Source organism: Neobacillus sp. B4I6 (assembly GCF_050434045.1).
Lineage (GTDB): Bacteria > Bacillota > Bacilli > Bacillales > Cytobacillaceae > Neobacillus.
Genome location: NZ_JBNPWB010000002.1, coordinates 1,308,507 through 1,322,228 on the forward strand (window position 1 = coordinate 1,308,507; position 13,722 = coordinate 1,322,228).

General features: G+C 38.8%; 9 protein-coding genes, 2 pseudogenes and 1 riboswitch. Of the genes and pseudogenes, 9 read left to right on the forward strand and 2 right to left on the reverse strand.

The annotated features are described in order from the left end of the window. Positions 1–260: 260 nt before the first annotated feature. A complete protein-coding gene (locus tag QF028_RS08590) occupies positions 261–2,006 on the forward strand; it encodes an AAA family ATPase (RefSeq protein ID WP_429464862.1) in 1,746 nt (581 codons plus the stop codon). Between the two features lie 522 nt (positions 2,007–2,528). Here QF028_RS08590 and QF028_RS08595 read toward each other — a convergent pair. After that, entirely contained in the window at positions 2,529–3,452 is a 924-nt protein-coding gene (locus tag QF028_RS08595; RefSeq protein WP_429464863.1) for a DsbA family protein, read from the reverse strand. A gap of 22 nt (positions 3,453–3,474) precedes the next feature. After that, entirely contained in the window at positions 3,475–3,900 is a 426-nt protein-coding gene (locus QF028_RS08600; protein ID WP_429464864.1) for a winged helix-turn-helix transcriptional regulator, read from the reverse strand. Between the two features lie 117 nt (positions 3,901–4,017). Here QF028_RS08600 and QF028_RS08605 point away from each other — a divergent pair. From QF028_RS08605 to thiC, 8 genes and pseudogenes are all read left to right on the forward strand, one after another. Then, positions 4,018–5,027: pseudogene (locus tag QF028_RS08605) on the forward strand (macro domain-containing protein). Positions 5,028–5,104: 77 nt separating this feature from the next. Next, positions 5,105–5,758, forward strand: a complete 654-nt coding sequence (locus QF028_RS08610; protein WP_429464865.1) for a vWA domain-containing protein — start codon at positions 5,105–5,107, stop codon at positions 5,756–5,758. A 156-nt stretch (positions 5,759–5,914) separates the two neighbouring features. Further along, entirely contained in the window at positions 5,915–6,274 is a 360-nt protein-coding gene (locus tag QF028_RS08615; protein ID WP_429464866.1) for a protoglobin domain-containing protein, read from the forward strand. 281 nt (positions 6,275–6,555) lie between these two features. Next, positions 6,556–7,260 (forward strand): polysaccharide deacetylase family protein, encoded by a 705-nt coding sequence (locus QF028_RS08620; RefSeq protein ID WP_429464867.1) that lies wholly within the window; start codon positions 6,556–6,558, stop codon positions 7,258–7,260. Between the two features lie 346 nt (positions 7,261–7,606). After that, positions 7,607–9,179 (forward strand): annotated as a pseudogene (locus QF028_RS08625) (spore germination protein). Between the two features lie 25 nt (positions 9,180–9,204). Next, positions 9,205–10,296, forward strand: a complete 1,092-nt coding sequence (locus QF028_RS08630) for a spore germination protein (RefSeq protein ID WP_429464868.1) — start codon at positions 9,205–9,207, stop codon at positions 10,294–10,296. Next, positions 10,293–11,501, forward strand: a complete 1,209-nt coding sequence (locus tag QF028_RS08635; RefSeq protein WP_429464870.1) for a Ger(x)C family spore germination protein — start codon at positions 10,293–10,295, stop codon at positions 11,499–11,501. Before QF028_RS08630 ends, QF028_RS08635 begins: the two co-directional genes overlap by 4 nt. A gap of 173 nt (positions 11,502–11,674) precedes the next feature. After that, positions 11,675–11,789: riboswitch (TPP riboswitch) on the forward strand. Positions 11,790–11,930: 141 nt separating this feature from the next. Beyond that, complete coding sequence (gene thiC / locus QF028_RS08640; protein WP_429464871.1) at positions 11,931–13,715, forward strand: phosphomethylpyrimidine synthase ThiC; 1,785 nt, start codon at positions 11,931–11,933, stop codon at positions 13,713–13,715. Positions 13,716–13,722: the final 7 nt, after the last annotated feature.

Sequence of the window (13,722 nt, forward strand, 5' to 3'; positions counted from 1 at the left end):
ACATTTCGAATAGGAATATGGAAATTATTAACAACACTTCAACAGAAAGAAATCTTAATGACGTTCACATAAATAAGGTATGACATGATTAAACAACGAATAAATATCAGTATGATTCTCAAGTTATTCGCCTTAAACATAATTAAAGGTGTCCGTATATGATGGACAATTGTCTTTTTTAGGTGCCTGACACCTTTCTAGGCACTTTTAGGGCTAATTCCTCATATGATATTCTGAATATTCCGAAAGGTAGTGAAGCTATGAGGAAATATCAATGGGTCAAGTGGCGTAAATCCCTTCTCTGGCTTGCGGCCATCTTCTTCTTAGGAATGATTCTCTTAAGGGGAGGGCCAGCCTATTGGCAGGTAGCGTTGACTATTGTTAGTTATTTGCTGCAGTTGCTCTTTGCAATGTTGTTTATGATTATCCAGTTTGTTGCACTTTTCTGGTTCCTGGCACGGGGACGAACTTACTGGATTCTGCCTGGCGAGACTGGTTCGACTTGGGATGATTACCGCGGAAATCCCGAAATCGTTGATAATGCCAAGCGGATTGTCGTTTTGCTAAAGGGCGTCAAGGAGTTTAAGGACATGGGTGGTGAGGCGATACGAGGGTTGATGTTATGTGGGCCCCCTGGCACTGGAAAGTCCTATTTGGCACAGGTAATTGCGAACGAAGCGCAGGTTCCCTTTGCTTACGCATCGGCTCCTAGTTTTCAAAATATGTTCTTCGGCGTCGGCAACCTGAAGGTGATGGGCCTCTATAGGAAGGCGAGGAAGCTTGCGAAAGTATACGGCGCCTGCATTATCTTTATCGATGAAATCGATGCAATCGGAATGAGTCGTTCGGCTGGAGGCGGTGGTGGTGGTATGGGTGGGATGCTCGGCATGGCGGGCATGGGTTCGGGCCTGCTAAATGAGCTGCTTCTGCAGATGGACCCGCCAAACATTGATAATTCCAAGATTGCCAAATTGCTACGTTCACTAGGGTTGCGGCGCAAAAAAGCAGAACGACCTGCAGTGCTGACAATCGGAGCAACCAATCTGCCTGATGTACTCGATCAGGCGCTGCTCCGCCCCGGCAGATTTGATCGGAAGCTTTGGGTCGATTCCCCGGATTATGATGGAAGGGTGGACGTATTCAACTACTACCTCGAGAAGGTAAAAAGGGACGCTACTCTTACACCTGAGAAGGCTGCACTTGATACGATTGGTTATAGCCCAGCACAAATCAAACACATCGTAAATGAGTCTGTTGTAATTGCACACCAACATGGTGCACAGTTAGCAAGCTACGAGGACTTCCGGGCCGCCATGGAGACTTATGAGTGGGGACTAAAGCAGCCTCTGAGCTCTATGATGGAAGATGAGAAGCGTAATGTCGCCTACCATGAGGCCGGCCATGCAGTCGCTCAGTATCTATTGAAGCCGCACGAACGGGTTTGGAAGGTAACAATTATCCGCAGGGGCAGTGCGCTAGGTCTTGCAGCCACCAAGCCGACAGAGGAGCGGTATAATAGAAGCGATAGCGAAATCCTAGCAGAAATCCAGGTGTGTCTGGCAGCACGGGCTGTTGAAGAAGAGTTCCTCTTCAAGAAATTAAACGGTGTCACCTCCGACCTGCAGCATGCTACGCTGTTAGCTGGCGCCTACCTTGGAATGGTAGGTATGGGAGATGAGCTGTTCAGCTGGCTGGCAATAGGCTCTCGAATCGATGGACTTAGAGCGCTCCGTCCAAAAATCAACGTGTTGTTAAAAGACCAAATGCTTCAAGTAAAGAAGCTAGTAAATGAAAATGCCGACTTTGTCCATTCCATTGCAGAAGAATTGCTGAAGCGGGGCGATTTGACGGGAGAGGAAATTGAAGAAATCTACGTACGTCTGTATGGTCAAAGTCGGCCAGAGCCGCCAAAGGTAAAAGTTATGGAGTATATTAATTCTCCTGCCCTGGAGGCTCCTGTTATTCCAGCAGAGGAGAGCGCCGATGAATCAAAGGAGTCCGATTAAACGGTGATACCTTACGATTCAAAACAGTAAATGAAAAAAATGTAGAAAATTCAAATAAAATGGAAAACGAAAAATGTTAAAAAGTTTGAGGGATCGGGAATGATAAAAATTGTAGAAAAAAGAATTGCATCTCAGATGAATATTGTTACAAAATAAGTTGTTTTAAAACTTCTTGAAACTGAACAATACTCTAATGGGGGAATGTAAAATGAAAATCCTTAAACCTGAATGGTTTTCATTAAGTAAAGAAATAAAAGTGAAGCTAACTCGTTTAGCTATTTTGGAAAACCAGAGCAGATACAATAGACTATAAAAATGACAAAAGGCACATCCAAAAAGTACCTATTGTGTTTTTTATGTATAAGTAATCATTATCATTTGTACAAATTTAAGCACTTATTCTGTAAAAAGCTTGATATACCAATAAAAATGACTATCAAATTAGTTTACAATTTGATAGTCATTTTTGGTTCCATTTTTAATGTTAACGATAGGGAACGGAACCCGTTACTGTTTTCGTGATTATTTAGTCACAAAATAGGTTTCACCTAGAATTTCCTTCACTTGATAACTGGTGGATGAAAGTTCTTTTTCAGCAAAAGCGTTAATTTCTGTTTTTTCAAGATCGTACATTACCTCAATCTCTTTCGAAAATAAAAGCTTTTCTTTTTCAAGCAAGCTAGAGAGTGCTGGTTGTTGTTTAACTTGGAGAGTCTCTGAATCTAGTACTTGTTTTAGCCCTGCAACATAGTATTCTAATGGGCGAGCACCAACAATCTTCACACCTTTATTTTCCTCATTTATCATTACAATTGTTGGAAACCCTCTGGCACCTAATTTGGCAGCTAGAACGAAATCTTCATTTAATAATTGCTGTCCGCTTGGCAGCTCCGCTTCTTTTACAATTGCTTCTCCATCAAGTCCAAGATTATTCACGATTTCCACTAAAATCGACTTCTCTGCAATATTTTGATTGAAAGCGAAAACGGCTTCTCTCACACGGCGTAAAAACACACGAGCCAACGCTTCATTTTGCTTTTGAATGACTTTAAATACAATAGATGGGGGATAGGATGAGTGAATCAGGTTGTCATACCAAAGTGTGCCATCAATTGGCATGCGCGTATAATCACCAACTTCTCTCCAATGTCCAGCAACATCAGACGGTTTGGCGATTCCGTTTGCTGGGTCGACAGGTCCATCGCCCCATTTTTCTAATAATCCTCCCATAACCGTATGGAAGGTAAAGTTATCCCCATACTGCTCTTCAAAACGACGGAGCACTGGCTCTTGTGCCCAACAGTGGGAGCAAATTGGGTCGGTGACATAATAAAGATTAATCGATTTTTGGGGTTGATTAAAGTCAATCATTTCCATTCCCTCGTCCCCTGCGCTTCCACAAACCCCTGTTTCCAAATCGCACATTATATTACTTTTGTTATTCATTTTGATCACTCCTGTTTTTTAATTAAACCTTATCTTTATATTCTATTGCCCATTTCTGGATAGGCTGTAAAGCAGAAACAAGTTCTTGCCCTTTTTCGGTTAATTTATATGAAATCGTTACGGTGGGTGAATCTATCACTTCTTTCTTCACTAGACCATACTCTATGAGTTCAGTTAACCTCATGGATAAGACTCTGGGCGTAATGTTAGAAATTTCTTGAACCATTTCTGTAAAACTGGTTGAGTTGTTCTCACAAAGGGACAAATAGTGAATGATTAACCCGTTCCACTTTTTACCTAGTATTTGAAATGAGTATTCTAAATATGGGCAAATCTTAATAAAAACCACCTCCAGAGAGATCAAAAAACTTGATATAAAAAGTATAGCAGATATAAAAAGTATATCAAGGGTGTGCCTGTGTAACAACCCGAATTTTGTCAAACGCACATGCTTTATTAATTAAAAGGCCATTAAAAGAGTGTCAGGCACCAACTGTTACGAATATCAAATCTTTTTTCTGATATAATGAACACTATAAAAAATGGTTTGGGGAGGGGAAAACTTATGCCATTAGAAATTGTTCGCCATGATCTTACAAAGATGAAGGTGGATGCGGTTGTGAATGCTGCGAATACATCGCTGAAAATGGGTGGTGGCGTATGCGGTGCTATATTTCATGCGGCAGGTGTCAATGAGTTGCAAGAAGCATGCGATAAAATGGGGGAATGCAAGGTTGGAGAAGCCGTTGTGACTGATGGCTTTAACATGGAGGCCAAATATATCATACATACACCAGGACCTATTTGGCAGGGTGGTTCCAAACATGAAGCAGCACTGCTAAAGGCAAGTTACTATAACTCCTTGAAGCTGGCAAAAAATCATCAATGTGAGTCCATCGCATTTCCATTAATTTCGACGGGCATATATGGTTATCCAAAAGAGGAAGCATTACAAATCGCGGTTTCGACCATCGGCTCTTTTTTATTACATCATGATATGCTTGTTTATCTGGTTGTTTTTGACAAAGGTTCTTTCGGCTTAAGCAAGAAATTATTTACATCGATTCATCAATATATTGATGAGCATTATGTAGAAGAAGTAGAAATCACATTTAATCGTAATAGAGAAGAACGATATATATTGGAACAACCGCAAGAAGTCGAATTTGTTCAGCCGGATCTGTATAAAGAAGCAGAGTATTCCTTAGTCAACCTGTTGGACCAACTCGATGAATCTTTTTCCGAACGGCTGCTTCGTTTCATTGATGAAAAAGGAATGACGGATGTAGAGACGTATAAAAGGGCGAATATTGACCGGCGATTATTCTCCAAAATCCGAAATGAAGACGATTATACCCCGAAAAAGAAAACCACGATTGCTTTTGCCGTTGCGTTAAATTTACTCAATTAACTGTGGAGGAAACGATGGAGCTGCTAGCTGCAGCCGGTTATACCTTGTCACGCAGCAATAAATTTGATGTGATAATTGAGTATTTTATTCAACATGCTAATTACAATATTCATGAAATCAATGAGGCGTTATTTGCTTTTGACCAGCCAATACTCGGTGCATGAAATGTCGCTTCCCAAGCGACCATTTCGAAATGGATTAGTGTTATCCTTTGTTTATCAAAGAACGGAGGATGATATTCATGAAAAGAAATGTAACAGAATTAGTGTTTATATTAGATAAAAGCGGCTCCATGGCAGGACTTGAGTCTGATACAATCGGTGGTTATAATGCGATGCTGAAGAAACAGCAAAAGGCTGAAGGGGAAGCCATTGTTACGACTGTATTATTTAATCACGAGTACGAATTATTCCACGACCGAATCAATGTACGGGGTATTTCTCCTATCACTGAAGAAGACTATCAAGTAGGCGGCACCACTGCATTATTAGATACCATTGGTTTTACCATACAAAAATTCGTGAATGTACAAAAGAGAACCAGTGAGGATGAACGTGCTGAAAAAGTACTCTTCGTTATAACCACGGATGGGATGGAAAATGCCAGCCGTGAATTCACAGCCGACAAAATCAAAAAAATGGTTCAACACCAAAAGGAGAAATATGGCTGGGAATTCCTATTCCTTGGAGCCAATATCGATGCCATTTCGACTGCTGCTCGATTTGGAATCGATGAGGACTTCGCCGTTGATTACCACGCGGACAATAAAGGAACGGAATTAAATTATGAAGCGGTAAATGAAGCCGTGGTCAACCTTCGAAGTGGCAAAAAGATAGATCGAAGCTGGAAAAAAGGAATTGAAAAGGATTATAATTGCCGTTCGAAGAATGAATAATTTAATTTATATTTTGGGGACACCTGCTATTTAGATTATCAAAGGTGTCTTTATTCTTCCACAAAGGGTTTTTTGTGATGTAAGTCACAATTCTGGTTTATTATTTACACTATAATAATAGTAGAAACTACTCCAATCAAGAAAAAGAGGGAATTGATGATGTCCATTGCACTAGACCAGGAAAAAGTGAATGAATTGGTTGATCGCTTTTATGATAAGCTGCTAAAGGATTCTTACTATATTAACATGTTTAATGAAAGAAACACGGATATAGAGCTGCTGAAAAATCGGCAAAGAGTATTTATAAATCGCTTAGTTTCAGAGGAATCTACTCAGGAACAAGGTGAGCAAGTATCACAGGTTAAAGAAAGACACCCATTTCAAATAGCCCCAGAAAGGGCCTCAGCATGGTTCGGCAAATTAAAAGAGACGATGGATGAAATGGACCTTGATGTTAGTGTAAAGGAACTTCTTAAAGAGAAAGTAGATTTTTTGTTAAATAAGATTATTAAATGAGTCCCATAGGATGTGGCACTTCCCGAGGTTGTAGATTCTTCTCGAAGTTAAGTGGTTCGGGAGAGAGTTGTTAAATAATTATATGAAAAGTGTCAGTTCCTTTTGAGAACTGGCACTTTTTTACATTATCGACTTAGTAAAAGGCAGATGATGATGAATTACCTTTTTAATTTACTCTAGATAGTTTTAAAGTTTTACAGTAAATACCTCATCTTGGGAAGTTAGTAGATTATGTTACTATAAAAATAAACTTAATAAAATTCGAAAGAAAGGCTGTTTTTATGAAAAAGAAACTAATTTATAGTGGAGTTGGAATTTTGTTAGTGTTCCTTTTATTACTTGGAACCTATAAGTTAATGAATTCTAGAACCTTCCAGTTATTTGGTCGATTAACCGACCAGGTGGAGACCAATCAAAAGGTAGTCGCATTGACCTTTGATGATGGACCAACAAAAAATGTAGAAAAAATTCTACCCTTGTTAAAACAATACAATGTAAAAGCGACATTTTTTTTAATCGGTAATGAAATTGAAAAAAATCCTGAAGAAGCTAAAAAAATTGTAAGTGCAGGGCATCAAATTGGAAATCATACATATTCCCATCAGCGGATGGTTTTTAAATCACCTTCATATATTAAGAAGGAAATTGAAAAAACCGACGAACTAATTCGAGAATCCGGGTATAAAGGTAAAATTGATTTCCGACCTCCGAATGGAAAAAAACTCGTAGGCTTGCCTTATTATTTATATAAGAATAATAGAGATACGATCACTTGGAGTCTTGAACCAGATACTTACTACACTTCTGCCACTGACAAAGTGAATTATGTGAAAAAGAATGTAAAACCTGGTTCTATTATCTTGACTCACCCCATGTATGATGGTACTGGCGAAGAACTAAATACTATTAAAGGAATATTGCAATCATTATCAAACGAGGGATATAAATTCATTACAGTTAATGAACTATTGAAATTGAAGAAGTAAAAGTCAGGATGTTATTTTCAAACATTCCTTGGAATAGCCCAATTACGCAATATAAAACGTTGAAGCCCAGAGTGATGAAGGGTTGTTATATATAATGTTTAAATTTCCACGTATAAGCTAAAGATAATGCTATCCAAGGAACATTAAGGAAATCACTTTATTTTACATACTTTGGTTCGTGATTTCAGCTACTAGTATTTGGGCATATAGAGGTGGTTAATATGTGGAATTCTATTGTTTCCTATCTTCCAGACTGGAAAGTTTTTATACAAGCTTTTATCGTGTTTTTCATTCCGTACATGATCTTCAGATTTTTTAATTGGATTCGCAAGGAAGAGTGATGAAAATGCGAGAACGGAAATTAAAGGTTAGAAAAAAAGAAAAACAACCTAACAAAATTGAAGATCAACAAGAATCTAAGCCTCAAGGCTCAAATCATCTGTTTACAGATGATTTCACTTTAAACGTAGAATTAGTTAGACAAGAAATCGGTCATAACTGGGATGTGCACTTTCGAGAGTTTAATATTGGGCGTACTGGCATTCGAGCATCCATTATTTTTGTGGATGGATTATCAGATAAAGATCTGATTAATAAACATATTATGACATCATTGATGGTTGATTTCACAACAGAATATAAACAGGAGTTATCCTTTGTGAAGGGAAGCAATTTAAACAAATTTGTAAAAAATCATGTGCTACCTATTAGTGAAGTAGAAGAGATTGGTTCTATTAAAGAGTTAGTATCAAAAGTATTAACAGGTTCTACCGCGCTTTTAATTGATGGATCATTAGATGCGCTAATCCTTGGTACAACAAAATTAAAAACAAGGACGATTGAAGAGCCAGTATCAGAGGCATTAGTCAGAGGTCCACGGGTCGGTTTCACTGAATCCTTAAGTGATAATACATCTTTTTTGAGAGGGAATGGTGAAATTGAAAATTTATCGTTAGTAAAATTTCAAGTAGGAAAGCGTTCAAAAAAAGACTTAGTCGTCGCTTACATAAATGAAATTGTGGATCCGGAATTAGTACAAGAGGTAGAAAAGCGAATTAAGAAAATTGATCTTGATAATGTGCCAGAATCAGGTTATGTAGAGCAGCTTATCGAAGATAATTATCTTAGTCCTTTTCCACAGGTACAGAGTACAGAGCGTCCTGATCGTGTGATTGCTGCCTTGATGGAAGGTCGGGTATCCATTTTACTAAATGGGACGCCTTTTGCTTTGATCGTTCCGGTTACCTTTAGCATGATGTTACAATCACCAGAAGACTATTATGAAAGGTGGATTCCTGGCACGTTCATCCGTTTACTTCGTTATCTAGCAGCCATTCTGGCTCTTTTTACACCGGCTTTGTATATTGCATTCATCTCATTTCATCCAGGATTGATTCCTACTAAGTTAGCCATTTCCATTATAGGGGCGAGGTCTAGTGTTCCATTTCCTGCACTTATCGAAGCGTTATTTATGGAAATATCGATCGAAGTTTTAAGGGAAGCTGGACTCCGGTTACCGAAGCCAATTGGTCCAGCAATGGGAATTGTCGGTGGGTTAATCATTGGTGAAGCAGCTGTACAGGCAGGGATTGTTAGCCCCCATTTTGGTGATAGTAGTGGCGTTAACTGCGATCTCATCTTTTGCCAATCCTCAATATAGTGTAGGGATTACATTGCGTATTCTTCGCTTCGTAGCCATGCTTTGTGCTGCCATACTTGGATTATATGGAGTCATTCTATTTTTCCTTTTCATGACAAGCCATTTAGTGAAACTAAAAAGTTTTGGCGTGTCTTATATGAGTCCAGCCGTTCCTTATCGTTTAAGTGAATGGAAAGATTTGATGGTTCGCATGCCCCTAATGATGATGAAACGTCGTCCAAAGATGATGCATACGAAAAATCCTATACGTAAAGGATAACCTATTGTGAAAGGAACATGAAAGGATGATTGTCAGTCCAAAAGATCGAATTACCACGCCACAAGCAGCTGTTATCATCAGCAACTTTATACTTGGTTCAGGAATCCTCACACTGCCCAGAACAGCTGCAGAGAAGGTGAATACACCAGATGTATGGATAAGTGTTATTTTAGGCGGGCTGATCGCGATAATCGCAGGGGTGATCATGGTCAAATTATGCCTACAGTTTCCCCAAAAAACAATTTATCAATACAGCCGTGAAATTGTAGGAAAATGGGTGGGCGGGTTACTTAGTTTACTTATAGTATGTTATTTTCTTTTAACTTCCGGGTTTCAACTCCGTTCAATGGCGGAAGTAATAAGGTATTTTTTGCTGGAAGGTACCCCTATCTGGGCAATTATGATGCCATTTATGTGGGTAGGTCTCTATCTGATCATAGGCGGTATCAACCCGATTGCCCGTCTGTTTGAAATTGTATTACCTATTACGATTTTCCTTTTTTTGCTAGTAGCCTTTTTGAGCCTAAAAATATTTGAGATCGATAATTTACGCCCGGTATTGGGGACTGGATTCATCCCTGTGCTAAAAGGAGTAAAGGCGACGACTCTCGCATTTACAGGTCCTGAAGTCCTGCTGGTCATCATGGCGTTTATGCAACAGCCAAACAAAGCAGTAAAAATGGTCCTAGTTGGAATTTCCGTTCCATTGATTTTTTATGGGATAACCGTTGTGATGGTGATCGGAGCGTTATCCGTCGATGAAGTGGTCACGAGAACATGGCCAACACTTGATTTGATACGAAGTTTTGAGGTAACCGGTCTGATCTTTGAACGGTTTGATTCTTTGTTGCTGGTGGTATGGATTATGCAAATGTTTACTACCTTTACCATCAGCTACTACGTAGGTGCTTTAGGGCTGGCTCAACTTTCGAAAAAGAACATTAGTTCATTTATGTATGGTTTACTTCCGCTTATTTACGTCATTTCCATCACCCCAAAAAATATCAATGATCTATTTAAACTTGGGGATATGATTAGCAATTTTGCATTGTTTTTATTTGGTTTACTACCACTTCTCCTTCTTATTATCGCGAGATGGAAAGGAAGAAAACAATGAAGTTAAGTCATAACAATATACGATTTCTCTTGGTTTCGCTGTCTGTCCTTTTACTCTTTTCTCTTACAGGCTGTTGGAGCAGTCATGAAATTGAAGAGCTAAGCTTAGGTGTAGGGGTGGCATTCGATATAGGGAAGAAGTCAACCATAGAGAAAAAGATAAACGAACAAGATGAAGGCTATTCCAAAAAAGATCAGATTACTACAACTTATCAACTTATTACCTCACAATTAGCAAGTTCAATGAGTAAAGAAGGGGGATCGCAACAACAATCTTATGTTAATATTTCTGAAACGGGAGACTCCATCCTTCAAGAGGTTCGTGAATTATCATTAGTAACGGATCTTCCTTTTAATGCCAGTCATATGAAAGTCATTGTAATCGGTGATAAACTTGCACGATCGTATAGTTTAGATCGATTACTTGATCAATATCTTCGGGATAATGATTTTAGACCAAGCTGCCTTATGTTTATTAGTAAAGGGAGAGCTAGAAATACCCTAGTATCAAAGAAAGCAGGAGAAGTTCCAGCATTTCGTCTGTTTGGAATGGTAGATAATGCCTATCGATCGACAAGAATTTTGCCTCCTATCTCGATTATTAAATTAGACGGTAAGCTAAAATCAGGATCCAGTTTTCTTTTGCAAAATGTGATCTCGGAAAATGGAGAAGTGAAATTTGCAGGAGCTGCCGTGATAAAAGGAAAGACAAAAAAACTGCGTGGTTTTTTAAATGAAGAGGAATTGGAGGGGATAACATGGATAACAGGCAAGGGGAAAGGCGGTTTGGTAAAAAGTTTTGATAAACAGACTAGTGGGCTAATCGTATATGAGATAGCGTCTATGAAAAGTAAAATCACCTCTCATGTTAAGGGAAACAATATCTCTTTTGTTGTAAACATCGAATCAGAAGGGCGATTATCTGAGAATTGGGTGGTTTCAGGTAACTCTTTTGATAATACATTTCTAAAAAGGGCAGAAGAATCCACCGAAAAAGAAGTAAAACGATTGGTTGATCATACAATTAAAAAAACGCAAAAGGAATATCGAGTAGACGTTGCTGGTTTTGGGAACCGTTTAAGAATTGAGCATCCGAAAGTATGGGAAAAAGTCAAAAAAGATTGGGATCAAACATTCAGTGAGGTTCCAATTTACTACAACGTAAAAATAACAATCAAAGATTATGGAGCGTCAGGTCACAAGTAAGCCTTCTTTTTTTAGGGTACGAAAAAAGAATTATACTTCTTAAAACCCAAGCAAGAAGATATCTAACCTTTCTCTCTCCACCTAAACATACTATCTAAAACGACTATTTCACTTTAAATAATATTATGTATTTCATTTTAACCGATACTCATATATAATATTGTTAATTGAATATAAATAACTAGGGGAGCCCAATAAGTTGGGCTGAGAAAGAAACACGATGAAGTTTCTTGACTCTTGGGACCTGATCTGGATCATACCAGCGTGGGGAAGTTAGAATAGACAATCTTCAATGCACCTCTACTTCTGCATACATATTAGCCGGGTCCAACCATTTATGGTCCCGGCTTTTTGATGTACTTTTATACGCTTTTCCACTTGTTATGTTCTGTATCTCGTCCTTATATTCAAAAAAAGGAGAGATTAAGTATGTCAACGACTTCATTAAACGAACAAAATATTTCCATCATGTCTAGTTTTCCAGGAAGTAAAAAAGTATATGTAACAGGTTCGAGATCCGACATTAAAGTACCAATGCGTGAAATTGAGTTAAGCCCGACAACAGGTACGTTTGGTGAAGAGGAAAACCTTCCAGTACGCGTCTATGATACAAGCGGTCCTTATACGGATCCAAATTATTCTGTTGATATTACAAAAGGTCTTCCTGCTATTCGCAGCACATGGATTCATGAACGAGCAGATGTTGAGGAATATGAAGGTAGAGAAATTAAACCTGAAGATAATGGGTATAACGATCAAAATGATCCTCGTGCCAATCATAACGTGTTTCCTGGTTTAAAGCGCAAACCATTACGTGCAAAAAAAGGGAAAAATGTCACACAGCTTCATTATGCTAAAAAGGGAATTATTACTCCTGAAATGGAATTTATCGCCATAAGGGAAAATATGAAACCTGAATTTGTGCGTGATGAAGTGGCAAAAGGTCGAGCGATTATTCCTTCTAATATCAATCATCCAGAGTCAGAACCTATGATAATAGGACGTAATTTTCATGTTAAAATTAACGCGAATATTGGCAACTCGGCTGTTTCATCCTCCATCGAACAAGAGGTTGAAAAAATGACATGGGCCTCGCGCTGGGGTGCCGATAATATTATGGATCTATCAACAGGTAAAAACATTCATACAACAAGGGAATGGATTGTTCGAAACTCAGCAGTTCCTGTCGGCACCGTCCCCATTTATCAAGCACTTGAAAAAGTAAATGGTGTTGCTGAAGATCTTACATGGGAGGTTTACCGTGATACCTTGATTGAACAAGCGGAGCAAGGTGTTGATTACTTCACCATTCATGCTGGTGTTCTTTTACGATATGTCCCATTAACGGCAAAACGGTTAACAGGTATTGTATCCCGCGGTGGATCAATCATGGCACAATGGTGTTTACACCACCATAAAGAAAGCTTTTTATATACTCACTTTGAAGAAATCTGCGAAATAATGAAGTCTTATGATGTTGCATTCTCTTTAGGGGATGGTTTACGTCCTGGGTCTATTGCAGATGCCAATGATGAAGCGCAGTTTGCAGAATTAGAGACTCTTGGAGAGCTAACAAAAATTGCTTGGGAACATGATGTACAGGTAATGGTTGAAGGACCTGGACATGTACCTATGCACCTAATTAAAGAAAATATGGATAAACAACTAGAAGTGTGTCAGGAAGCACCATTCTACACACTTGGACCTCTTACGACTGATATAGCACCTGGTTATGATCACATTACATCTGCTATTGGGGCTGCAATGATTGGTTGGTATGGCACAGCTATGCTTTGTTATGTAACGCCTAAGGAACATTTAGGTTTACCGAATAGAGAGGATGTTCGTGTAGGGGTTATTACTTATAAAATTGCCGCCCATGCTGCTGATTTGGCAAAAGGACATCCAGGAGCCCAAAAAAGAGATGATGCCTTATCAAAAGCTCGTTTTGAATTCCGTTGGAGAGATCAGTTTAATTTATCTTTAGATCCAGAACGAGCGATAGAATATCATGATGAAACTTTACCTGCGGAAGGTGCAAAAACAGCACATTTCTGTTCAATGTGTGGACCAAAATTTTGTAGCATGAGAATCTCTCAAGATATTCGTAATTATGCGAAAGAAAACAAACTTGATACGAAGGAAGCTATTGAAACAGGTATGAAGGAAAAAGCTAAGGAGTTTAAGCAATCTGGGGGCAGCATATATCAGTAACTTTCTT

Coding starts and splice junctions, on each gene's coding strand:
- QF028_RS08590 (WP_429464862.1), top strand. CDS start 261: ATGAGGAAATATCAATGGGTCAAGTGGCGTAAATCCCTTCTCTGGCTT.
- QF028_RS08595 (WP_429464863.1), bottom strand. CDS start 3,452: ATGAATAACAAAAGTAATATAATGTGCGATTTGGAAACAGGGGTTTGT.
- QF028_RS08610 (WP_429464865.1), top strand. CDS start 5,105: ATGAAAAGAAATGTAACAGAATTAGTGTTTATATTAGATAAAAGCGGC.
- QF028_RS08615 (WP_429464866.1), top strand. CDS start 5,915: ATGATGTCCATTGCACTAGACCAGGAAAAAGTGAATGAATTGGTTGAT.
- QF028_RS08620 (WP_429464867.1), top strand. CDS start 6,556: ATGAAAAAGAAACTAATTTATAGTGGAGTTGGAATTTTGTTAGTGTTC.
- QF028_RS08630 (WP_429464868.1), top strand. CDS start 9,205: ATGATTGTCAGTCCAAAAGATCGAATTACCACGCCACAAGCAGCTGTT.
- QF028_RS08635 (WP_429464870.1), top strand. CDS start 10,293: ATGAAGTTAAGTCATAACAATATACGATTTCTCTTGGTTTCGCTGTCT.
- thiC (WP_429464871.1), top strand. CDS start 11,931: ATGTCAACGACTTCATTAAACGAACAAAATATTTCCATCATGTCTAGT.